Here is a 23,317-nt window from a genome sequence, read left to right as displayed (position 1 = left end):
ATGGTTCGAGCTGTCATGACAATTGCCGCAGAAGAGGAAATGCCGCGTGCCAAACGCAGGTCGAGCCTGATCCGCTCGCCGCAGTTCTCGTCGCTCGTCATCCTGATCGTCCTGCTGGCGGTGTTCGCGATCGCCGATGCGAACTTCCTGTCGCCGCTCAACATCTCCAACATGATGGCGTTCCTGCCCGAGCTCGGCATCATCGCGCTCGGCATGACGCTGCTTCTGACGGCGGGCGAGTTCGACCTTTCGATCGGTGCTGTGTTCGGACTGGCGCCGGTTGTCGTCATGCTGCTGGTGCAGAACGGCGGGGTGGATATTGGCGTGGCGCTGCTGGCCGGCCTGCTGCTCTGCATAGCGATCGGTGCGATCAACGGGCTGATCGTCACCAAGATCGGCATCTCCTCCTTCCTGGTGACGCTGTCGATGCTGCTGGTGGTGCGAGGCGCGGCCCTCTACATCACCCAAGGCTTTCCGCTGAAGTCCTGGGACCAGCCAGGGTTCTTCGTGACGCTGCTGGCCGGCAGCTTCAATATCGGAACGTTCCGTTTCTATACCTCGCTGTGGTGGTTCATCGGCCTGTCGCTACTGGCGATCTATGTGCTGCGCTACGCCAAGCTCGGCAACTGGATCAGCGCCATCGGCTCGAACCGTAACGCCGCCGTGGCGCGTGGTGTGCCGGCCGATGCGGTCAAGATCTGGCTGTTCATCCTGACCTCGGTGCTGGCCGGTCTCGCCGGCATGATCAGCGCCTTCCGCATTTCTGCCGCCTCGCCGGTGGCAGGCACCGGCTACGAGCTCGAAGTGATCGCCATGGTGGTGGTCGGCGGCACCGCGCTGACCGGTGGGCGAGGCACCATTTTCGGCACCATCGTCGGCGCGCTGATGCTGCGCAGCATCCGCAACGGCATCGTGCTGATCGGCGTGCCTGGGCTCGCCTACAACATCTTCGTCGGCGTCATCATCCTTGCCATGCTCATTCTGCACGCTTTGCTGCAGAAGAACGCCGCCAGGAGCTGACCATGGAAGTGCTTCGGCTGCACAACCTGCAAAAGTCCTTCGGCAGCGTCCGCGCCCTGAAGAGCGCCTCCTTCACGCTCAACGAGGGCGAAGTGGTGGCCTTGCTCGGCGACAACGGCGCCGGCAAATCGACGTTGATCAAGGCGATCTCCGGGGTGTTTCCGGTCGACCGCGGCGACATCTATGTGCGCGGCCAGAAGGTCTCCATCCGCTCGACGCGCGATGCGATGGATCTCGGCATCGAGACCATCCACCAGGACACCTCGCTGGCACCGGACCTCAGCATCGCGCGCAATCTTTTCCTCGGCCGCGAGCCGGTCAACCTCAAATGGCTGGGTGTGTTCGCGCCGCTCGATCTCGCGCAATTGCGCGATGCCGCCTCGGCTCTTTTGAAGCGCGTCGGCATCTCGAAGAAGCTCGACGCCGATGCGCTGGTCAGCACGCTGTCGGGCGGCGAACGCCAGTCGATCGCCATCTCGCGCGCCATGCAATTCGCCGCCAAGGTCATCATCCTCGACGAGCCGACCAACAATCTCGGCGTCGAGGAAACGCACGGCGTGCTGCGCTTCGTCAAGGAAGTGCGCGACGCCGGTCACTCGGTGCTTTTGATCACCCACAACATCCATCACGTCTTCCAGGTCGCCGACCGCATCATCGTCATGCGGCGCGGCGAGATCGTCGCCGAGCAGACGGTCGCCGACACCGACCTGCTGACCGTGGAAAGTATCATCACCGGCGCCGACATGTCGGCCCTGCTCAAGGAGACGAGAGCCAAGTGAAGGACGGGAGCAAAGTGAAGGAACTGGCCGTCACATGGTAGAGCTTTACGGCAAGACGCTGTCGCGCCGGCAGGTCTCGGAACGCTCGGGCATGCTGTCGCAGTTCGCCGGCGTGCGACTGATGACGCTTGGCGACGGCGTCGAGCGCGGCATCCGCATGCTCGAATTCCGCACCGGCTCGGGCCTGCGCTTCACCGCGCTGGTCGACCGGGCGCTCGATATCGCCGATTGCGACTTCAAGGGCCAGGCGATCGGCTGGCATTCGCCGAGCGGCTTTCGCAATCCCGGCCTGCACGAGTATGAAGGCGAGGACGGGCTGGCCTGGGCGCGGTCGTTTTCCGGCCTTCTACTGACCTGCGGCCTCGACCATATATTGTTCATGAACGAGGTACCCGCCGACACCTACAACTATCCGCCGAAGAAGACGGTGCGCCATTCGCTGCATGGCCGCATCAGCACCATCCCGGCGCGGCTGAGTGGCTACGGCGAGACCTGGGACGGCGACCGCTGCGTGTTGTGGGCCGAAGGCATCGTCCAGCAATCGACTGTATTCGGCGAGGATCTGCATCTATTGCGGCGGATCGAGGCCGATGTCGGCGGCAACGAGATCCGGCTTTCGGACCGTGTCGTCAATCACGGTTTCAACCGAACACCGCATATGTTTTTCTACCACATCAATGTCAGCCATCCGGTGCTTGACGAGGGCGCGCGCTATCTGGCGCCGATAAGGGATGTCGTTTGGGCCGGGCATGCCGGCGAGCGTTATGAGGCGCAAAAGGTCGGCTATCGCACGGTCCCGGCGCCGCAGCCGCGTTTCAGCGAACAGGTCTGGCAGCACGAGCTCGGCGCTGGCAGCACCGGCGAAGTCCCGGTGGCGGTGGTCAACGATAGGCTCGGCCTCGGGTTCGAGGTGGTCACGCGCAAGGACCAATTGCCCTGCACCTACCAATGGCAGAATTTCCAGGCTGGACAGTACGCGCTTGGCATCGAGCCGTCGACGCATCATGTGCTGGGAAATCTGGCGGCGCGCGAACGCGGCGAGATGATCTGGCTGGAGCACGGCGAGAGCCGCTCGTACGATGCGGTGTTCCGGGTTCTCGACGGCGCCGGCGAGGTCGCCGCCGCCGAGAGCCGGATCGCGGCAATCGCCAGGCAGCCGCAGCAGGATTATCCCCAGCCGTCGGGCCGTTTTCCTGTTCTTGGAGGCAGGTCGTGATAATGGCTAGGACGATACGAGACACCAGTTGGGAGGCTGGTCCCGGCCGGAGCGGGGAGGGTTCGCGGCCGAGCTGGAATTGGAGGTCACAATGGCTGGCACGGTAAAGCGCGATTACAGCCTGGTCGGCGAAAGCACGCGCAGGGCGATCGAGACGGGACTGGCCTCGGCGGAGTGGTACCACACCGATGTCCCCCGCAAGGCGATCAAGGAGTTGATGCAGCGCTCAGACGGCCCGGCGATCCGCGACACGATCATCTGGATCATCGCCATCCTCGGCTCCGCCGCCGGCGCCATCTATTTCTGGGGCACCTGGTGGTGCGTGCCGTTCTTCTTCGTCTACGGCGTGCTCTACGGCTCCTCCAGCGACTCGCGTTGGCACGAATGCGGCCACGGCACGGCTTTCCGCACGCGCTGGATGAACGATGTCGTCTACCAGATCGCCAGCTTCATGCTGATGCGCAATCCGGTGACCTGGCGCTGGAGCCATGCCCGGCACCATACGGACACGATCATCGTCGGCCGCGACGCCGAGATCGCCGTGATGCGCCCGCCGGACCTGCTGCGTGCCGCGCTGGCTTTCACCGGCATCCTCGATTTTCGCTATTCGCTTCCGGCGCTGGTACGCCAGGCGTTCGGCAAGCTGACGCCCGACGAGAAAAGCTACGTTCCCGAGATGGAACAGCACAAGGCCGTCATCGCGGCGCGCTGGCATATCGCGATCTACATCGCGACGATCGCGCTCGCCGTGTTCATGCGGTCGTGGATACCGGTGGTGCTCATCGGCGTGCCGCGCCTCTACGGCACCTGGCACATGGTGCTGACCGGCCTGCTGCAGCATATCGGTCTGGCCGACAACGTCGTCGACCACCGGCTCAACACCAGGACCGTCTACATGAATCCGATCAGCCGGTTCATCTACTGGAACATGAACTACCACGTCGAGCATCACATGTTCCCGATGGTACCGTATCACGCGCTGCCCAGGCTGCATGAACTGATCAAGCACGATCTGCCCGAGGCGAACCCGTCGATATGGCATGCCTATCGCGAGGTCTGGCCGGTCCTGCTCAGGCAGCTCAAATACGAGGATTATTTCCTTAAGCGCGAACTGCCGCCAACGGCACGGCCCTATCGTGGCGAGTTCCACGAAGTGAACATGTCGGCAGCGGCTGAGTAGGCACTGCACGAGCGCAACGCAGAAATTTCAGGAGAAGCAGAGATGGCCGATTGGGTCGAAGCGTGCGCCGTGGACGATGTCGAAGAGGAAGATGTCATCCGCTTCGACCATGGCGGCCGCACCTTCGCGATCTACCGTTCGCCGGACGATGAATTCTTCGCCACCGACGGGTTTTGTACGCATGAACAGGCTCATCTGGCCGACGGGCTTGTCATGGACGACATCATCGAATGCCCCAAGCACAATGGCCGCTTCAATTACAAGACCGGCCAGGCGAAGGGCGCTCCCGTTTGCGTCAATCTCGCGACCTATCCAGTCAAGGTCGAAGCTGGCAAGGTGATGATCCAGATCGCCTGACCGGCCTTCTGTCACGTAGCAAAGGGGACCAAAATCCATGAGCCGGAAAAGACCGACCGTCGCCGACCTGCGCGCCATGAAGGGCAAGCGGCAGCTGACCATGCTGCGCGTGCTGACGATGGACGAGGCCGAGGCCGCCGAACGCGCCGGCGTCGATATCGTCTCGGTGCCGCCGGAGCTGGTGCTCAATCCGCAATACCGCGATGCGGCACCCAGCCTGTTCACCATGCCGGGCGAGAATTTCTTCGAGATCGGCACCGCGGATGATTTTGTCCGCTGGGCGTTCCGGCTCTACAAGGCCAGCGCCGATGCGGTCTATTGCAGCGCCGGCTACGCCACCATCAAACGGATGGCCGACGATGCAATTCCGGTGATCGGGCATGTCGGCCTCATCCCGTCACGCGCCACCTGGACCGGCGGCTTCAAGGCCGTCGGCAAGACCGCCGATACCGCCATGCAGGTGTTCGAGGCGGTGAAGCAACTGGAGGCCGCCGGCGCGATCGGCGCCGAGATCGAGGTGGTGCCAGTCGAGGTGGCCAAGGCGATTTCGGAACGCACTTCGCTGATCATGCTATCGATGGGGGCGGGCACCGGCTGCGATGCGCAATACCTGTTCGCAGACGATATCCTCGGCCAGAACCGTGGCCACATGCCGCGCCATTCCAAGGTCTATCGCAACTTCGCCGCCGAATACGACCGCCTGCAGGCCGAACGCATCGCCGCCTTTTCCGAATATGTCGCTGATGTGAACAGTATGGCGTATCCCGAAGACAGGCACGTCGTGCACATGGATCCGGACCAGCTCAGCCTGTTCCTGGAGAAGATCGAAGCCGCATGAGACACACCGGCAACAGCGCGAAGCGCCATCGCGGATCGTAAAAACGCCGGTTCGGCGGCAGGGCCAGGTCATCGCATAGCCGGCTGCGATGTCACACGAAAGTTTGTTGGTCCATGTCTGGACGGCATCGGCCAAATGCAGTTGAAACCGGTGCGTCATCGGTTTTGCCGGACATTTGTGCGGTTGCCGATGAGGCGGGAGAAGATTCCCCTTCGGACAGTTCTGCGCATGACCGCCATTCCCGAAAACAAAGCCTTACCCGAAACCGCGCCGGCGGCGCGGCAAGCCCGGCGGGTGGCGCTGATCGTCGCCGTCGCCTTCTTCATGCAGCTTCTGGATTCGACCATCATCTCGACATCGCTGCCGCAGATGGGAGAATCCTTCGGCGTGCCGGCGGTGGCGATGAGCATCGGCATCACCGTTTATATGCTGACCATGGCGGTGTTCGTGCCGCTGTCCGGCTGGCTCGCGGACCGGTTCGGCGCGCGCAACATCTTCCTCGTGGCGATCGCCCTGTTCACGCTGGCCTCGCTCGCCTGCGGCATTTCGCAGAACCTGGCCGAATTCGTTGCCGCGCGCGCGGTGCAGGGCGTGGGCAGCGCGCTGATGACGCCGGTCGGCCGCATCCTGGTGCTGCGCAATGCGCCGAAGTCCGAGCATTCTCAATGCTACGGCGCTGATCACCTGGCCGGCGCTGTTTGCGCCGGTGGTCGGGCCGGTGCTTGGCGGCTTCATCACCACCTATGTCTCCTGGCACTGGAATTTCTTCATCAACATTCCCCTTGGGGTCGTCGGTTTGGCGCTGGTCGCCCGCTTCATTCCCGGCGACCGCGAAGCCGGGGCCAAGCCGCTCGACTGGCCGGGCTTCCTGCTGACCTCGGTGGGGCTCGCCGCGATGCTCTATGGCCTCGAGCGCATCGCGCATCCGGAAGAGGGTGCCTTGCCGACCGTGGCACTGCTCGCCACGGGCATTTTGGTCGGCTGGCTGGCGGTGCGGCATCTGCGACGCGCCAACCATCCGCTGCTCGATCTCACAGCTTTCAAGGTGCAGACCTTTGCCATCTCGACGCTGTCGGCCGGCACGATTTTCCGCATCGCCATCAACGCCACGCCGTTCCTGCTGCCGCTTTGGTTCCAGGTTGGCTTCGGCCTGAGCCCGGTCGATGCTGGCATGATGGTCCTGGCCTATTTCCTCGGCAATCTCGGTATGAAGGCGGTGACGACGCCGACGCTGAGGCGGTTCGGCTTCCGTTCGGTGCTGATCGTCAACGGAGTGATCGCCTCTTTGTCGATCATGGCCTGCGCGGCGCTTACGCCGCAGACGCCGAAAGCGTTGGTGGTGGTGCTGATGCTGATCGCCGGACTGTCGCGTTCGATGCAGTTCACCGCGCTCAACACACTGGCCTTCGCCGATGTGGCCTCACCGCAGCGTAGCTCGGCGGCGACGTTGTCCAGCATGCTGCAGCAGGTGGCGATGCTGTTCGGCGTGGCGGTCGCGGCGGCGCTGCTCAACCTGTCGCAGATCGCCAGGGGCGCTGCGGCGCTCGATCTCGTCGACTTCCGACTTGCCTTCCTGGCGATCGGCGCAATCGGGCTCGTCGCCTCGTTCCGCTTTCTGGCGTTGCCGAAGGCCGCCGGCGCCGAGGTCTCGGGCCATGTTTTGCGGATTTGACGCAGAAGCTGCGCGGCGAGCGCGGACATAAATTCTGCCTGCTCCGCTCGTCCGGGAGCAAACCTTTGCCAGCGCTTCGATCGGCACGATCAATTGCAAAAGTGCTTGAGTTCCAGGCATTGCGCCAGCCTCGCAATCGGTGCGTCCAACCGCGGAATTTCCTCGCAAGCCGGCCTGCAATGCGCGGATTCATTTGACGGATTGGTCTTGAGCCGATTAGCTTTCGTTCGATGGCCGCAGAGGGAGCAGGGCGTAGCCATCGCGGGTGAAAGCGGGCAATGAACGCGACCGGCTGGCTAAACTGGAGAAGCCTGAACCAGGAGGGCATTGTCTTTGCCATCGCGGTCGTGCTGTTCATTGCCGCCGCCATCGGACTGCCTGGTTTTATCAACTCGAACAATCTTGTTGCCATCGTGCGCTCGGTCTCGGTGCTGGGCATATTGGCGCTCGGCATGGCGGTCGTCATTATCGGCAGGGGCATCGATCTGTCGGCGGTGGCGATCATGGCGATGTCGGTCGCTTGGTATCTGCAATTGCTGAGTTCGGGAATGTCCGACGGGCTGGCCTTCGCCTATGTGCTCGCCGGCGTTCTCGCCATCGGGCTTTTGAACGGCATTTTGGTCGCCTACGCCGAGGTTCCGGCGATCTTCGTGACGCTGGCGACCGCGTCCTTCGTCTTCGGCTATGTGCGCTCACAATTGATCACACAGGACGCCGTGCCGGTGCCGCCCGGCCATTGGGTCGAGCTTCTGGGCGGGCTTCGGTTCCTCGACATCCCGGTCGAGGTTTTTGTCTTCGCCGGGCTGGCTTTCGCCTTTTTCCTGTTCCTGCGCTACACCAAATGGGGCCGCTACGTCTATTTCGCCGGCGACAACCCGGTTGCGGCGCGCACTATCGGCATTCCAGTGCGCCCGATGCTGGTGCTGCGCTACGTGTTGTCGGCCTTGGTCTCGCTGATTGCCGGCTTGCTCACCGCCGCCAGCCTGCATTCGATCAACACCCGCATCGTCAATTCCACGCTGCTCTACGACATCGTGCTGGTGGCGGTGATCGGCGGCATCGGTCTGTCGGGCGGGCGGGGCGGGGTGCGCAACGTGCTGGTGGGTGCCGCGCTGATCGGCATCCTGCTCAACGCGATGACCATCATCGACATTCCGCTGCTCTATCAGAACCTGATCAAGGCCGCGATCCTGCTGGCGGCGATCATCGTCGATGGGTTCATCAATCCGCGCGACGAGCAGACCGCGCAGCAAGGCGACATCTAGACTGACGCGTACGGTTGGGGCCGACCGCGAACGACAATAACCAAACCAGAGGATGTGACATGAAAATCATCAGGACATTTATGGCCGCCGCGGCAGCGCTTGCCGTCTCCGCATTCGTGGCGCCAAGCTTTGCCGCCGAAGATCCGGGTCCGGGCGCCTATTCGCAAGCGCTCAAGGGCAAGCGTGTGATGCTGGTGCCGATGGCGATGGGCTTCGATCTGGCACAGGGCTGGGCGCATTACCTGAAGACCGAGGTCGAGGCCTGGGGCGGCGTGTTCGAGACGCGTGACCCGAACTGGGTGGTCGATGCCGGCGCGCAGGCGATAACCGACGCTATTTCGTCTGACACCAGGCCGGACGTGCTGATCATCCATTCGCCGGACCTCAACTCCTATGCCAAGCTGATGAAGAAGGCGCAGGCCGCCGGCACCTATGTCCTGCTGGTCGACAATCCGGCGAACTTCCCGGCCGATGCCTTTGTCGGCAGCGACTGGGATCGGCTCGGGCAACTCGAAGCTGAAGCGGCGATAAAGGGTTGTGGGCCGAACTCCTCCAAGAAGATCGGGCTGGTGCAGGGCGACCAGGCCAACTCGTCGAGCCTCTACCAGTATGCCGGCATCATGAAGGTGCTGGATAAGAACCCCGACTTCAAGGTCGTGGCCAAGCCTGACTCGAACTGGGATGCGACGACCTCGCGCAACGTGACGACGACGATGCTGCAGCAGAACCCCGACATCTGCGCCATCATCGATTTCTGGGACGGCGACGCGACGGGCGCATCTGCTGCGATCCGCGATGCCAAGCTCGAGGGCAAAGTCTTTCTGGTCACCACCGGCGGCGGCGAAAAGACTGCCGACTGCGACAAGCTGCAGGACGGCACCTATGGCGCGGTGGTGATGACCGACCTTGCCCGCCAGTCGGGCGACATGAACGCCGTCATCAAGTTCCTGCTGCAGAGTGGCCAGCCAGCCGGCACCTCGCACACCTACATCTACACGCTGGAGAAGGCGACGACCAAGGCCGACCTCAAGCCAGACAGCTGCTGGGACTTGAAAGCACTGCAAGCCCAAGCTGCGGCCAAGTAAACCGCGGGTCCGTTGCAAGCATCGACGAGGTGGCCGGACCTTGTTCGGCCGCCTCTTTCTCTCTTGAGTGGCAGCAGCAACCGATGTCCTTTCGCGAACGCCTTCAATCCTGGCGCTACAATCTCGTGCCCGACCACCTTGTCGGCGAGATCCTAAGCAAACGCTGGACTGATAACGCCATTCCGTTCCTGGCGCTGGTGGCGACGCTCAGCGTGTTCGGTTCGATCATTCCCGGCTTCTTCAAGCCGATGTCGCTGCAGGAATCGACCCGCCAGCTCGGCGAATTTTCGCTGGTCGTCACCGGCATGACGGTGGTCATGCTCGGCGGCGGCATCGACCTTTCGGTCGGCTCGATCTTCGCGCTGTCCTGCTTTTCCGCCGTGTTCGTCTTTTTCATCCTCGAACAATCGGTATGGCTGGCGCTGGCCGCCTCGATCGCCACCGGGCTGCTGTTCGGCGCGATCAATGGCTATCTGATCGGCTATTTCAGGCTGCGCGCTTTCCTGACGACACTGGTCACCTTCATTTTCGGGCGGGCGCTGTTCGACATACTGGTCACCACCTATGCCGCCGACGTCCAGCTTTCCGATGCCACATCGGATGTGCTGGACTTCATTGGCGACGACACCTTCTGGGGCCTTTCGGTTGCGGTGTGGGCAGCGATTATCCTGGCGATCATTACCCATGTCGCGCTGACGCGCTCGCGGCCCGGCTGGCATGTGCAGGCGGTGGGCGGGTCGCGGCGATCGGCCCACAATGCCGGCATCCGCGTGCGCCGCACCGTGTTCATGACCTATGTGTTCTCCGGCTTCTGCGCTTCGCTCGGCGGCTTCCTCATCGCCTGCCGGCTGAGCGGGGCAGGGCCGGGCACAGGCCTCAATCTCGAGGTCATGGCTTTGACGGCAGCGGTCGTCGGCGGCGTCAGCCTGGGCGGCGGCCGCGGCTCGGTGATCAAGGGGCTGATGGGCGCGATCATCGTGCTGACGATGACCAACGGGCTGATCCGGCTGGGCTATGGCACCGGCACCAACCAGATGGTGCTGGGCATCATGCTGGCAGTTGCCGTCACCATCGACATTCGCTGGCTAAAGAACCGCCACAAGGTGCTGGACGAGGTCTATGTGGCACCGGTCTATTTGAAGATGGGGGCAACGCAGTCGGCGGCACCGGGCTCCGGCACCCCTTACGAGCTCGACAACCGGCTGTCGGAGGCTGACCATATCGGGCTCGGCGAGTTGGAAGGGCCGGAAGACGTCATCCTCGACCGCGACGACCATCTCTATTGCGGCACCAGGCATGGCGAGATCGTCCGTTTCTTTGCGCCGGACTACAAACACTCGGAGGTCTTTGCCCATATTGGCGGCTTTCCGCTCGGCCTGGCCTTCGACAAAACAGGCAATCTGATCAGCTGCGTCGGCGCCATGGGCCTTTATTCGGTCTCGCCGGAGCGGGAGGTGAAGCGGCTTTCGGCGGAAACGTCGCGCTCCTGGACTTCGATCGTCGACGATGCGCGGCTGCGCGATCCCAATGATTGCGACATCGCGCCGGACGGCCGCATCTACTTCACCGATTCCACCAAGCGCTATGACGCGCACGACTGGGCGCTGGACTCGATCGAGAACCGCGCCACTGGGCGGCTGCTCGTCTATGACCCGAAGGACGCTTCGACGAAGACATTGCTCGACGGCTACCGCTACACCAACGGCGTGTGCATGGCGCATGACGGCAAGTCGCTGTTCTTTGCCGAAAGCTGGGCCTGCCGCGTGCACCGCTACTGGCTGGAAGGGCCGAAAGCAGGCACCGCCGAATGCGTCATCCGCGACATGCCGGGCTACCCCGACAACATCAACCGCGCCTCCGACGGCAACTACTGGATGGCCTGGCTCGGCATGCGCACGCCGAGCTTCGACCTGTCGCTGCGCCATCCCGACATGCGCAAGCGCATGACGCGCCGGCTGCCGCAGGACGAATGGCTGTTCCCCAACATCAACACCGGCGGTGTGGTCAAATTCAACGAGAAGGGCGGCATCGTCGAAGCGATGGGCGACCTGTCGGGCGCCGCGCATCCGATGGTCACCTCGATGCGCGAGCACAAAGGCTATCTGTTCGTCGGCGGCATCCTCAACAATCGGATCGGCCGCTACCGGATTGCCGGTGCCGACCCGAACTGGACCAGCCCCGCTTCCTATTGGGGAGCGAAGCCATGATGCTGGACCCGATCCTCGACATCTTTCGCGGCAAGGCGGTGACCATCCCGCCGCTCGATGGCGCCTTCAGGCCGAATACGCTGCTGGACGATGTTGCGGCCTTCGCCGAACTGCCCGAGCCCGATAATCTGCTGGTCGCCGACGGCCGGCTGCTGGTTTCCAGTGCCAATGCCGTCTACGCGGTCACCGCCGGTGCCGCGCCGACGATAGTCGAGACATTTCCGTCCCCGGTCATCGCGCTCGCGCGCTCGCCCGCCGGCGAACTGACGGTCGGGCTCGAAAGCGGCAGGCTGTTGATCGCAGGCAAGGACGCTTCCCTGCCGGCCGAGATCCGCTGCATCACAGCGCTCGCCTACGCAGAAGATGGCACGCTTTGGCTGGCCAATGGCTCGGCCCACCACGCGCCGTCGCAATGGGCCGCGGATCTGATGAAGAAGGGCGCTTCCGGTTCGCTGTGGAAGCGCGATCCGGCAGGCAGCGAATTCCGCAAGCTCGCCGGTGACATCGCCTTTCCCTATGGGCTGTATCCAACCGGCAAGGATGTGTTGGTCAGCGAGAGCTGGCGGCACCAACTCGTCCGCTTCGATAGCGCGACAGGCAGCCGCTCGACGGTGCTGGCGCATCTGCCTGGCTATCCCTCGCGCCTGTCGCCTGCCGCCGGTGGCGGTGCCTGGCTGGCGCTGTTTGCGCCCCGCAACCGGCTGATCGAATTCGTGCTGCAGGAAACGCACTATCGAAACGACATGCTGGCGCAAGTGCCGCCGCAGCACTGGATCGCGCCGGCACTTGCCTCCAACCGCAGCTTCCTCGAGCCGCTGCAATGCGGCGGCATTCGCACCATGGGCATTCACAAGCCATGGTCGCCGAGCCGCTCCTACGGCCTGGTGGTCAGGCTCGACCGGGAGATGCGGCCGCAATTCAGCCTGCACAGCCGCGCCAACGGCACGCGCCACGGCATCTGCAGCGTGGCGGAGAAAGACGGTCGCCTGTTCATTGCCTCGAAAGGCGGCGATTGCCTGCTGGCCATCGACTTGGGTCCAGGAGGACATCGCTGATGGAACCGATCGTCCGCCTGGAGAACGTGACCAAGACCTATCGCGGCGTGCCCGCGGTGAAGAATGTCAGCTTCGAGCTGCGCAAGGGCGAGATCCACGCGCTGCTCGGCGAGAATGGCGCGGGAAAATCGACGCTGACCAAGATCATCGCCGGCGTCGTCGACGCGACCTCGGGAAAGATGTTCCACAACGGGCAGGAGATCGCCTACGCCTCGCCGCATGCGGCCCTTCAAGCCGGTATCGCCATGGTGTTCCAGGAGACCAGCCTGGTGCCGTCGATGACGGTGGCGCAGAACCTTTATCTCGGCACGGAAAGCTTTCTCAACCGGCTGCGCGGCACCTACATTTCAGCGCAGCAATTCCTGCAGTCGTTGAACTTTCCCGTCGACCCGAACGCCATGGTGGCGACGCTGGGCGCGGCCAAACGGCAGATGGTCGAGATCGCGCGCGCCGTCCACCACAATGCCGAGATCATCATCTTCGACGAGCCGACGGCGACGCTGACGCCGGAGGAGAAGCGGCACTTCTTCGCGCTGATCCGCCGGCTCAAGGCAAGGGGTGTGTCGATCGTCTTCATCAGCCATGCGCTCGAAGAGGCGCTTGATGTCGCCGACCGCATCACCATTCTGCGCGACGGCGAACTGGTGATCACCGACGACACAGCCGCCTTCGATCGCGACAGGATCGTCGCCGCCATGGTCGGGCGCACGCTGTCGGGGCAGCTCTATAGCCAGCGCGACGAGGCCAAGCTGCGCAAGGCCGGCAAGAAGGTGCTGTCGGTGCAGGACATCTCGATGAGCAATGTCGTGCGCAACAATTCCTTCTCGATCTTCGAGGGCCAGATCACCGGGGTGTTCGGGCTGATCGGCTCGGGTCGCACCGAGACGTTCAAGATCGTTTCCGGCATCTACAAGCGCGACTTCCTGCGCGGCGGCACCATCGAGCTGGACGACCGGCCGGTGCGCTATCTCGTTCCGAGCGAGGCGGTGGCGGACGGCATCGTCTATGTCACCGAAGACCGCAAGAGCGAGGGGATTTTCGAGACCATGGACGTTGCCGAGAACCTGTTCGGCGGCTTTTTGGCGGCCGGGCGGGAAAAGGGCTGGGTGATCAATGCGCAGGAGATGCGGGCGCTGTCGGCCGAATGGACCAAGACGCTGAACGTCAAGGCGATCAACGACAATGCGCGGGTGGTCGAGCTCTCGGGCGGCAACCAGCAGAAGGTGGTGATCGGCAAGGGGCTGGTGCAGAAGCCGCGCATCGTCATCTTCGACGAGCCGACGCGCGGCGTCGATGTCGGTGCGATCGCCGAAATCCACCAGATCATCAACCGGCTGGCCGATGAGGGCCTGGCCGTCGTCGTCATCTCGTCCTACCTGCCGGAGATCATGAACCTGTCCGACCGCATCCTGGTCTGCCGGCAAGGCCGCATCGTCGAGGAGTTCTCGCCGGCCGAGGCGACGGAGGAGAAGATCATGTATGCGGCGGTTCATTAGGTTCCAGGCGATGCGTACTTCGACAATTGGCGGAGTCACCAGTCCATTCGTCATCGAGGGGCGAAGCAAGGAGCGCAGCGACGCGGCGCAGACCCCAGGATGACGACGGTGAGGGCCTCTGCATTTCCAGGGTTCTGGGCCGGCCTGCAAAACGTGAATCACCAGAGCAAGTTAGCCGCATTCGCTACCAAGCCGATTCAACGACCTCTCTCATCGATTCAAACCGAAAGGAGCCTGCCCATGGCCACCACAAGACTTCTGACCGATGCCGAGGTCGAGGCGATTCCCGCTGTGAAGGCCGTGTTCGACGACATCCGCGCGACGCGCAAATCCGATTTCGTCAATAATTTCTGGCGCGGGCTGGCCAATGATCCGGTCTCGCTGAAGCGGGTGTGGGAACAGCTCAAGGCGGTGATGGTCGCGGACAGCGTCATCGACCCGCTGACCAAGGAGATGATCTACATCGCCGTCTCGACCGCCAATGGCTGCTCCTACTGCGTCCACTCGCACACGGCGGCAGCCCGCGCCAAGGGCATGACCGAAGCGCAACATGGCGAGCTGGTGTCGATCATCGGACTGGCGGGGCAGACCAACCAGATGGTCACTGCGATGCAGATCCCGGTCGATCCGCAGTTCGAGGTGCGGTGAGGCGTGGCGCCTTCCCTTCTCCCCTTGTGGGAAAAGGTGGCCGAGCGAAGCTCGCTCGGATGAGGGGTGCCGGAAGGATTGCTAGCTTGAAGACGTAAGTGCTTCAAATTGCCTGTATTTCCACCGCCGCGTTCCTTCCAACACCCCTCATCCGTCTCGGCGCTGCGCGCCGATCCACTTTCTCCACAACAAGGGGAGAAGGGAATGCGCGCTACACCGGCCGATAAACCCGCTCCGCCGTGTTCCAGAAGATATCGGCCTCGGCGGCCGCGCCGTGCTTGCCCACCGCTTCCCGGTGCGCCTTGATCAGCTCGGCGTGGCTGGTCCACAGTTTCTCGATCGGGAAGTTCGAGCCGAACATCAAATGGTCGCTGCCGAGGATGTCGATGGCATTGTCGACGATATAGCTGATCAGCGCCGGGTCGTTGCGGTGGACGAAGGTGCCGAGGCCGGACAGTTTTGCATAGAGGTTGGGGGCCGCTGACAGCGTGCGCAGGCCGGCTTTCCAGGCCTCGGTGGTCTCTGGCTCCATGTCGGTCAGCATGCCGGCGTGGGTGAGGATGAAATTCGTCTCGGGGTTGTCGCCGACCAGCGTCAACCCGTCTCTCATCTGGGCGGGGAAAAGCTGCAGGTCGAAGGACAAGCCGTAGTCCTTCAGACGCGCCACATTGGCCCGCACCTTCGGGTCGATGACCTGATCGGCCGAGGCAGCAAAGCGGAAGGCCGGCATTTCGTGCCAGTGCAGTTGCATGCGCACGCCGCGTAGCAGCGGATATTTTTTCAGCCGGTCGATCTGAGGGCGCACATCGTCCACGGTCATGTCGGCATAGCCGACGATGGCGTGCGGCCAGCCGGTTTCTTCCGCGGTCTTCTGCAGGAAGGCGACCTCTTTTTCGAAATCCTCCTTCGCCCAGTTGGTCTGCACATAGACCGCCTTCTCGACACCCGAACCTTGCTGGTCGGCGAGGAATTCCTCGATCGGATAGTCGCGGCGGATCGGCTCATATGGACCGAAGATGCGCGGCACCATCGGCCCGACCAGCCATGGCTGGTCCTTTTGGCGCCAGATGTGGAAATGCGCGTCGATCGCCTTCTGCATCATGAAACCCTCTTCCAGATTGCCGCGGCCGCCGGAGCGGGGCGGGCGAGCGACAGGATGAAATCGGTGAGGCCGGCGATCGACGAACCGTCGACGAGATCGTCGAGCACCGGCAGGATGGCGCGAAGCGCTGCCGTCGCCGGCCGAAAGCGTGGATCGCCGGCCAACGGCGTCGCCAGCGAAAGCCGAAAGGCGCGGGCGCTCAGCCGGCGCATCGCCGTCTCCAGCTCGGCATGATCGCCGCGCTCCAGCGCATCCGACAGGATGACGATCGCCGCCCCGCGCGCAAAGGCCGAAAAACGCGGCACCGAGAGGAAGGCAAGCAGTGTCGGTCCCATGCGGGTGCCGCCGTCCCAGTCGTCGACCTGGGCAGCGGCGCGGGCCAGCGCCTGGTCGCGGTCGCGAATGCGCAGCGCCGAGGTGATACGGGTCAGTCGTGTGCCGAAAGTGAAGACCTCCGCCCGGTCGGCGCCTTGCACGGCCGCATGCGCCAGCTTGAGATAGTCTGAGGTGTAGAGCTTCATCGAGCCCGACACGTCGATCAGGATGAGTAGCTTGCGTGGCACTGTCTGCCGCCGGCGCAGCAGCGGCGAGGGGATATCGCCGTCGGCACTGACGATTTCGCGCAGCGAGCGGCGCAGGTCGAGCTTGCCGCGCGCATGCGTGCGCACCGTGCGGAAGGAGCGGCGGGCGGGCAAAGCGGTGGCGAGCTTGCGGCGGAAGGCGGCAAGCCCGTCGCTATCGCGGCTGAATTCGCGGACGCTCAACTGTTCGCTGGCCGAAGACAGTTCGCCGCCTTGCTCCTGGCGGACCACCTCGATTTCTTGTTCGCTGGTTTCGCCGTCATCCTTGATGCGGGTTTCCTCGTCGGCCTCGCCTCCGACCACTGCCGCGGTGCTGCCATAGAAATGGCTCCGAAAATGCGCCTCGAATTCGTCGCGGCGGTCGGGCGGCGGCGCCAGCGTGGCGAGCGCCGCTTCGCGGATGTCGGCCATCGAGCGCGGCCCAAGCAGCGTCACCGCTTGCATGAAGCCGGAGACCTGCTCGGGCGCCACTGAAAAGCCATAGCGGCGCAGCAGCCGGCCGAAGCCGAGTAAGGGCGTCGCCCCTCGAGGCAGAGCCGCGGGGCTCACGCCAGCGCCTCCTCGACAATCTTGCCGAGCTCGGGCGCGATGCAGGAAAGGTCCTCCTCGTCCTTGATCAGCACGCCAATGGCGCGGCGAAACGCTTCCGGCCACGGACTGCCGCCTTTTTCGAGGATCGTCGCGGCGTTCGCCCATTCGACCGCTTCGGCGATGCCGGGCGGCTTCGCCAGCGGGCGGGCGCGAATGTCGCGCACTGCGGCAGCCACGGCGCGCGCCGTGGCCTCGGCGACGTCGCCGGCGCGCAGCATGATGATCTCGGCTTCGCGCCCGGCGTCGGGATAGGTGATCCAGTGGTAGACGCAGCGCCGCCGCAGCGCTTCGGCAAGCTCACGGGTGCGGTTCGAGGTCAGGATGACGATCGGCTGCGCAGTCGCGCGAATGGTGCCGCGCTCGGGAATGCTGATCTGGAAATCGGACAGGAACTCCAGCAGCAGCGCTTCGAATTCATGGTCGGAACGGTCGATTTCGTCGACCAGCAGCACGCGCTTTTCCGGCGCTTTCAGCACCTGCAGCAGCGGCCGCGCGATGAGAAAGCGGTCGTCGTAGATGTCGACCTCGTGCTCACCGGCATGGCGGATGGCGAGCAACTGGCGCTGGTAATTCCATTCGTAGAGCGCATGTGCGGCGTCGATGCCCTCGTAGCATTGCAGCCGCACCAGGTCGCGCCCGAGCACCTCGGCAATCGCCTTCGCAGCTTCCGTCTTGCCGACGCCGGGTGCGCCTTCGAGCAGCAGCGGCTTTCCCAGCCTGATCGCCAGGAAGATGGCGGTGGCCAGGCTTTCATCGGCGAGATAGCGCGAGGCGGCGAGGCGCGACGCCACCGCCTCAGGCGAGGTCGCGACTGTCTCAGCGCTTCTCTTGGGCATTTTCAGCACTCAGTTCGGGGCTTGCGCCTTCAGCGCCCGCAGGATGCGCTCCGGCGTGATCGGCAGCGTATCGATGCGCACACCGACAGCGTCGAAGACGGCATTGGCAACCGCCGGGATCTGCGGGTTGGCGCACATTTCGCCCGGCCCCTTGGCGCCATACGGCCCGTCGGCCGAGGGCCGTTCCAGCACGATGATCTCGGTTTGCGCGAGATCGCCAGGACCCGGCATCAGATATTGGTTGAAGTCGGTGCCGCCATGGTCGCGGTTGGGATAATAGGGCTCGGTCGTTTCGTAGAGCGCATGGCTGATGCCCATCCATGAGCCGCCGACGAGTTGCTGCTCGACCATTTTCGGGTTCAGCGCGCGGCCGATCTCAAACACGTTCTTTACCGTCAGCACGGTGACCTCGCCGGTCTCGTCGTCGACCTCGACCTCCGCCACCGTGCAGGCATGGGCGTAGCAGGTAGACGGCTTCATCGCTCCGGTCTCTTTCTCCGGATAGGAGCGGGGGATCAAAAACATGCCGCGGCCGGAAATCGAACGGCCGCGCTTGAAATGCGCCGACAGCGCGACATCGAAGATCGAGATCGATCTTTGCGGCGCGCCCTTGACCAGGATGTTGCCCTCGCCATCGGTCTCGAGGTCCGAGGCGTTTACCTCAAGTTCCTCGGCCGCCACTTCCAGCATCACCTGGCGGGCTTCCCTGGCGGCCTGGATGACCGCATTGCCGGCCCGATGCGTGCCGCGCGAGGCGAAGGTGCCCATGCAGTGCGGGCCGGTGTCGGTGTCGGCGGTGTCGACGACGACGCGGTCGGTCGGTACGCCGATCGTCTCGGCGCAGATCTGTGCCATGATCTGCTTCATGCCCTGGCCCAGGTCGACGCTGGAGAGCGTGACCATGAAATTGCCGGTGGGCGTCGAATGCACCAGCGCCTGCGTCGGGTCGCCGCCGAGATTCATGCCGGTCGGATAATTGATCGCGGCGACGCCGCGTCCGCGCCTGATCGCCATCTCAAGCTCCCTTCGCGTAAGACGACATCGTCATGAACTTCTCCGCCACTGGCCAGTTGGCGGCGCGCGAGGCTTCCTGCATGCACTCGATCAGCGCCGCCCCCTCCGTCGGCTGCCGGTGTGCCTTCATGTCGCCGTCGCGGTAGGCGTTGATGAAGCGGAATTCGAGAGGGTCCATGCCGATCAGCCGGGCGAGCTTGTCCATCTGCACCTCCAGCGCGAAGTCGCCGATGGTGACGCCGAAACCGCGCATCGCCGAGGACGGGGTACGGTTGGTGTAGACGCAGTAGGTGTCGATCCAGACATTCGGGATCGTATACGGGCCAGGATAATGCCCGGCGCCCTTCTGCGCGCCGTAGGGCGAATGGCGCGAATAGGCGCCGGCATCGGTGTAGCCGGTCACTTTCCGCGCCACGATGCGGCCGTCGTTCATGACGCCGTCCTTGATGACGACCTTCTCGGCGGCGCGCGGCGAGGAAATCTGCATCTCCTCCTCGCGGCTATAGACAAAACAAACCGGTCGTCCGGTTAGTTTGGCGCCGAGGATGGCGATCGGCTCGACGATGACGTCGACCTTGCCGCCAAAACCGCCGCCGACGGTGCCGCCGACGAAATGCAGCTTGTTGCCGGGCATCTGCAGGATGATCGAGGCGTTGTCGAGCGTGAAGAACATCGCCTGCGTGTTGGTGTAGCAGGTGAAGCGGTCGTTGCTCTCCGGTGCGACGATGCAGCCGGTCGTCTCGGTCGGCGCATGCTCGATCGGCGAGGACTGATAGGTCTGTTCGAGCACGTGGTCGGCTGTGGCAAAGCCTGCCTCGACATCGCCAAAGCGCACCTTGCGGCATTCGCCGCTGTCGTAGAGGTAATAGTTCCGGCCGTGATACTCGTTGACGATCGGCGCGTCGGGCTTCAGCGCTTCCTCCATGTCGAAGACGGCCGGCAGCACCTCGTAGTCGACCTTGACCTTGGCGGCGGCTTCCTGCGCGGCGCGCTCGGTCTCGGCCAGCACCGCCACCACCGCCTCGCCCTTCCAGCGCACCTTGCCGTCAGCCAGCACCGTCTCGTCCTCCGGCCCGATCTGGATCAGGATCAGGATGGTGTAGACATTGTGCGGCACATCCTTGGCGGTCAGCACCTTGACGACACCCGGATGCTTTTCCGCCTCGGACGTATCGATGCTGCGTATGCGGGCGTGATGGTGCGGGCTGCGCACCATCTTCAGGTGCAGCATGCCGGGAAAATTGCGGTCGGCGAAATAGGCGGTCTTGCCAGTGACATGGCCGGGTGAATCCGAACGCGGTCGCGGCTGGCCGATCTCGTGCAGATCGTCCTTGCGCTGATCGGCGAAATAGCTCTTGCGGAGTTCCATTTTCTTAACTCCTCTCAAGCCGCGTTCTGCGAATTGGAGCGCGCGGCGGTCAGCACCGCCTGGATGATCGGCTCGTAGCCGGTGCAGCGGCAGATATTGCCCGACAGCGCCTCGACCACGTCCTCGCGGCTGGGGTTCGGCGTGTGGTCGAGCAGCACCTTGGCGGCCATGATCATGCCCGGCGTGCAGAAACCGCATTGCGTGGCGAAAGCATCGAGGAAAGCGCGTTGCAGCGGATGCAGCACGCCGCCTTCCGAAAGCCCCGACGTCGTGGTGACGGTCGCACCGTTGCAGGTCTCGGCCAACGTCAGGCAGGACAGCCTGAGCTCGCCATCGATGATGACCGTGCAGGCGCCGCAGGTGCCTTGATGGCAGCCGCCTTTTGGCGAGGTGTCGCCGATCTTGTCGCGCAGCGCGTGAAGCAGCGTCGTGCCGCTGTCGATGAACTCGGCCTTTTCGGCGCCATTGAGCGTGAACTGAACGGGGACCTTTGCCATCTTTTACTCCTTGCGTCGCAGCCAGGCGGACATATGCGCCATCGGCTTTCAGGCGAGCAGCAGCCGGCCGAGATGGACCGGCAGGACTTCGTTGCGATACCAGGCACTGGCGATTGGATCGGTTGGGGGCGAAGCGCCGTCGCGGGCAGCGGTCAGTGCCGGCGCGATGCCCTCGCTGGTGAGTTTGCGGCCAATCAAGGCTTTCTCCGCCGCCCTGGCACGGATCGGCCGGTCGGCCATGCAGCCGAGCGCGATCCGCGCTGACGTGACAGTGCCGTCCTGTGCCTGTTCCAGCACGGTGGCGATGCTCAGCACCGCGACGCCCTTTGGCTTGACCCGCGACACTTTTAGGAAGCGAAAGCCGCCTTCCTTCGGAAGCGTGAAGCCGACCGCGGTGACGATGGCGTCATTGCTCTCGCGCTTTGCGAGAAAGGTTTCGATCGGCAGCTCGCCGTCACCGGTGCTGACGGTTGCGTCCAGAGCCAGCAGTGCAACGGTGAAATCGCCGTAAGGCGTTGGCGCGAAGAGATTGCCGCCGACTGTCGCCATGTTGCGGATCGCCGGTCCGCCGACGGCGCGCGCGGCGTGGGCCAGCGGGGCGAGATCCGGGTGACGGGCGATCGCCGCCATGGTCACCGAAGCGCCGATGCGGACCTCGCCACCGGAAATGCGGATGACCGACAGCGCCGGTTCGGTCGACCGGATGAAACCGGAAATCGACACGTCGCCTTCATTGGCGGCGCGCACGACCAGTGTGCCGCCACCGAGATAGCGGGTGCCGGCGGCCTTCAGCGCCGCGCCGGCGTCCTTCACCGTCGGGAAAGTCTGCAGTGCAAGCGCCATGGAACGCTCCTGGTTGTCAGCTCAATTCAGTTCAACCTTGCCGGCAAAATGGGCCTTCAGGGCGTTGAAGCCGCCCTGGAAGACGTTGGCGCCCATGCCTTCGGCCAGCTTGTCGGCTTCTTCGGGAGGGGCGTCGAAGCTGGCGGTCCATTCGGCATAGGTGCGGTCGCCGTCGGTCACCCGCCGCAACTGCAGCGTCGCCTTGTGGTTGGTAAGCGGTTGCGGCGTCTCCAGGATGGAGTAGCTGACGAGGAAATTCTCGTCGGAGAAATCGAGCAGCTTTTCGCGGAGGCGGGCGCCGCTGGCGAGCTGGAAATTGCGTACGCAGCCGATCGTGCCGGCGTCCTTGCCGTCCTCGATGTGGCTTTCGACCATGCGCGGATGCCAGGTCGGCAGACCGTTGAAGTCGCGTATGCGTGCCCAGACCTTTTCGACCGGCGCGTCGATGACGCTGGAGATGGTGACTTTCGCCATATGATCGTTCCCTTGCAAATCAGCTGCTTGGGAGGGTAGGGCGGCAGACTCGGCGGCGCTTATCAATGCGTCTTGAACGCCTATCAATTAGTCTGAAAAACGGGCGCTCAGCTGATCGCCCGCGCCGCCTCGCGGTAAAGCGTCGGCGGAACGCCGACATGGTCGCGGAAGAAGCGCGAGAAATTGCCCTGGGTGGTGAAGCCGAGATTGCAGGCGACCGAGATCAGCGGCTCCTGCGACCACTGCAATTGCCGCACCGCTTCCTCCATGCGCAGCGTGTTCCAATAGACGTTGGGCGTCAGATTGGTCTGTTCCTTGAACAGGGCGAAGAAATGCGGCCGCGACAGGCCGACGCTGCGCGCCACGTCGTCGAAGCAGATGCGCTCGCAGACATTGGCTTTCATCAGCTGGATCGCCTTGCGGACGCGAAAATCCTGCATGGTGTTGACGCGGGCGCGCACCGTCTGCGGTGCGGAGGCGTCGGCGGCATCGAGCACGCTGTCGATGAAGCGCTCGATTTCGTAATTGGCGATGTCGTCGATGCTCTCATTGTCGCTGAGATGGTCGAGAAGGTTAGCCGCTGCCTTGTGCAGCCAAGGCTCGAGCGTGATTGCCGGGGCGGAGAACAGCGGCGCGGCGGAAGGCAGCTCGCGGCGCCTTCGAGCCCAGTCCGGATCGATGTAAAAGGCGAGGAACAGGCCGGGCGTGCCGTCGCGGGACAGAGCGTGGCTGTGCGGCTGGAAGGAATTGATGCCGGCGGCGGTGCCCGGTCCAAGCCGCACCGTCTCGCGGCCGATGGTCATCTCGCCGGCCGTGCCTTCCAGCCAGATGATGATATGCGCCTCGACATGGGCATGGGTGACGAAGTCGCTGGCGACGTTCAGGACAGAAACATGTCCGAACCGGCCCCAGTAGAGCCTGATCGCTTCCGTCATGGGTATATCCTCCCGCAGGCGACTGGCCTCCCTTCGCCTGCTGCGAGCGATTGTGCGGCTCAGTTCGGGCTTGCGTCAAGACGGATGTGCACGTCCGGGCGCCGGCCATGCGCCGCAGCGGCGCATTTTCAGACTCGGCGATAGGAGCGCGTCCCCTTCTCCCCCTGTGGGCCTGTTGCGTAATTCGCTGATTGTGATTCTCTGAGGTGGACGGTCTGAGGGAATCGCGATGGCAGTGAAGCAGACGGGCCAGTTGA

General features: G+C 63.8%; 21 protein-coding genes and 1 pseudogene. 13 read left to right on the top strand and 9 right to left on the bottom strand.

All coding sequences use genetic code 11. The features are described 5' to 3' along the window. Window positions 1-15: 15 nt before the first annotated feature. From NKI22_RS26465 to NKI22_RS26405, 13 genes and pseudogenes are all read left to right on the top strand, one after another. On the top strand, window positions 16-1,020 hold the full coding sequence (locus NKI22_RS26465; RefSeq protein ID WP_352496045.1) for an ABC transporter permease: 1,005 nt from the start codon (window positions 16-18) through the stop codon (window positions 1,018-1,020). Then, window positions 1,017-1,799, top strand: coding sequence for an ATP-binding cassette domain-containing protein (locus NKI22_RS26460; RefSeq protein ID WP_352481708.1), 783 nt, complete (start codon window positions 1,017-1,019; stop codon window positions 1,797-1,799). Before NKI22_RS26465 ends, NKI22_RS26460 begins: the two co-directional genes overlap by 4 nt. Before the next feature lie 34 nt (window positions 1,800-1,833). Further along, the gene (locus tag NKI22_RS26455) at window positions 1,834-3,015 is read left to right on the top strand and encodes an aldose 1-epimerase family protein (RefSeq protein WP_352939389.1); all 1,182 of its coding nucleotides are present in this window, start codon (window positions 1,834-1,836) and stop codon (window positions 3,013-3,015) included. Between the two features lie 91 nt (window positions 3,016-3,106). After that, window positions 3,107-4,195 carry a fatty acid desaturase family protein gene (locus tag NKI22_RS26450; RefSeq protein ID WP_023721275.1) on the top strand — a complete coding sequence of 363 codons (1,089 nt, stop codon included), beginning with the start codon at window positions 3,107-3,109 and terminating at the stop codon, window positions 4,193-4,195. 42 nt (window positions 4,196-4,237) lie between these two features. Then, entirely contained in the window at window positions 4,238-4,552 is a 315-nt protein-coding gene (locus NKI22_RS26445) for a MocE family 2Fe-2S type ferredoxin (RefSeq protein WP_352481591.1), read from the top strand. Window positions 4,553-4,589: 37 nt separating this feature from the next. Continuing rightward, a complete protein-coding gene (locus NKI22_RS26440) occupies window positions 4,590-5,390 on the top strand; it encodes a 3-methyl-2-oxobutanoate hydroxymethyltransferase (protein ID WP_352496048.1) in 801 nt (266 codons plus the stop codon). 228 nt (window positions 5,391-5,618) lie between these two features. Beyond that, window positions 5,619-7,062: pseudogene (locus tag NKI22_RS26435) on the top strand (DHA2 family efflux MFS transporter permease subunit). Window positions 7,063-7,340: 278 nt separating this feature from the next. Next, window positions 7,341-8,327, top strand: coding sequence for an ABC transporter permease (locus tag NKI22_RS26430; protein ID WP_352815674.1), 987 nt, complete (start codon window positions 7,341-7,343; stop codon window positions 8,325-8,327). A gap of 59 nt (window positions 8,328-8,386) precedes the next feature. Further along, window positions 8,387-9,412 (top strand): sugar ABC transporter substrate-binding protein, encoded by a 1,026-nt coding sequence (locus tag NKI22_RS26425; protein WP_023721271.1) that lies wholly within the window; start codon window positions 8,387-8,389, stop codon window positions 9,410-9,412. An 83-nt stretch (window positions 9,413-9,495) separates the two neighbouring features. After that, window positions 9,496-11,619 (top strand): ABC transporter permease, encoded by a 2,124-nt coding sequence (locus tag NKI22_RS26420; protein ID WP_023721270.1) that lies wholly within the window; start codon window positions 9,496-9,498, stop codon window positions 11,617-11,619. Next, window positions 11,616-12,674 carry an SMP-30/gluconolactonase/LRE family protein gene (locus NKI22_RS26415; RefSeq protein WP_352815676.1) on the top strand — a complete coding sequence of 353 codons (1,059 nt, stop codon included), beginning with the start codon at window positions 11,616-11,618 and terminating at the stop codon, window positions 12,672-12,674. The genes NKI22_RS26420 and NKI22_RS26415 overlap by 4 nt, the downstream gene beginning before the upstream one ends. Then, window positions 12,674-14,170, top strand: coding sequence for a sugar ABC transporter ATP-binding protein (locus NKI22_RS26410; RefSeq protein ID WP_023721268.1), 1,497 nt, complete (start codon window positions 12,674-12,676; stop codon window positions 14,168-14,170). Before NKI22_RS26415 ends, NKI22_RS26410 begins: the two co-directional genes overlap by 1 nt. A 240-nt stretch (window positions 14,171-14,410) precedes the next feature. Beyond that, on the top strand, window positions 14,411-14,818 hold the full coding sequence (locus tag NKI22_RS26405; RefSeq protein ID WP_352547006.1) for a carboxymuconolactone decarboxylase family protein: 408 nt from the start codon (window positions 14,411-14,413) through the stop codon (window positions 14,816-14,818). A gap of 211 nt (window positions 14,819-15,029) precedes the next feature. On the opposite strand, the gene NKI22_RS26400 is transcribed toward NKI22_RS26405, so the two are convergent. The 9 genes from NKI22_RS26400 to NKI22_RS26360 form a co-directional block, all read right to left on the bottom strand. Then, entirely contained in the window at window positions 15,030-15,917 is an 888-nt protein-coding gene (locus NKI22_RS26400; RefSeq protein ID WP_352939422.1) for an amidohydrolase family protein, read from the bottom strand. Then, window positions 15,917-17,050, bottom strand: a complete 1,134-nt coding sequence (locus NKI22_RS26395) for a vWA domain-containing protein (RefSeq protein ID WP_502897720.1) — start codon at window positions 17,048-17,050, stop codon at window positions 15,917-15,919. The genes NKI22_RS26400 and NKI22_RS26395 overlap by 1 nt, the downstream gene beginning before the upstream one ends. Further along, window positions 17,047-17,928 (bottom strand): AAA family ATPase, encoded by an 882-nt coding sequence (locus tag NKI22_RS26390; RefSeq protein ID WP_352495771.1) that lies wholly within the window; start codon window positions 17,926-17,928, stop codon window positions 17,047-17,049. The genes NKI22_RS26395 and NKI22_RS26390 overlap by 4 nt, the downstream gene beginning before the upstream one ends. A 9-nt stretch (window positions 17,929-17,937) precedes the next feature. Continuing rightward, a complete protein-coding gene (locus NKI22_RS26385; RefSeq protein WP_023721264.1) occupies window positions 17,938-18,942 on the bottom strand; it encodes a xanthine dehydrogenase family protein molybdopterin-binding subunit in 1,005 nt (334 codons plus the stop codon). A gap of 1 nt (window position 18,943) precedes the next feature. Then, entirely contained in the window at window positions 18,944-20,311 is a 1,368-nt protein-coding gene (locus NKI22_RS26380; RefSeq protein WP_352851188.1) for a xanthine dehydrogenase family protein molybdopterin-binding subunit, read from the bottom strand. Window positions 20,312-20,325: 14 nt separating this feature from the next. Next, window positions 20,326-20,808, bottom strand: coding sequence for a (2Fe-2S)-binding protein (locus NKI22_RS26375; protein WP_352851190.1), 483 nt, complete (start codon window positions 20,806-20,808; stop codon window positions 20,326-20,328). Between the two features lie 48 nt (window positions 20,809-20,856). Next, window positions 20,857-21,651, bottom strand: coding sequence for an FAD binding domain-containing protein (locus tag NKI22_RS26370; RefSeq protein WP_352851192.1), 795 nt, complete (start codon window positions 21,649-21,651; stop codon window positions 20,857-20,859). A 21-nt stretch (window positions 21,652-21,672) separates the two neighbouring features. Next, window positions 21,673-22,125, bottom strand: a complete 453-nt coding sequence (locus NKI22_RS26365; protein WP_352481579.1) for an SRPBCC family protein — start codon at window positions 22,123-22,125, stop codon at window positions 21,673-21,675. Window positions 22,126-22,232: 107 nt separating this feature from the next. After that, on the bottom strand, window positions 22,233-23,060 hold the full coding sequence (locus NKI22_RS26360) for an AraC family transcriptional regulator (RefSeq protein ID WP_352589810.1): 828 nt from the start codon (window positions 23,058-23,060) through the stop codon (window positions 22,233-22,235). Window positions 23,061-23,317: the final 257 nt, after the last annotated feature.

This window comes from Mesorhizobium sp. M0778 (genome assembly GCF_040320105.1).
In the GTDB taxonomy this organism is placed as follows: Bacteria; Pseudomonadota; Alphaproteobacteria; order Rhizobiales; family Rhizobiaceae; genus Mesorhizobium.
Note: the sequence above shows the minus strand (reverse complement) of the source record. Positions and strands in the feature narration are given on the sequence as shown.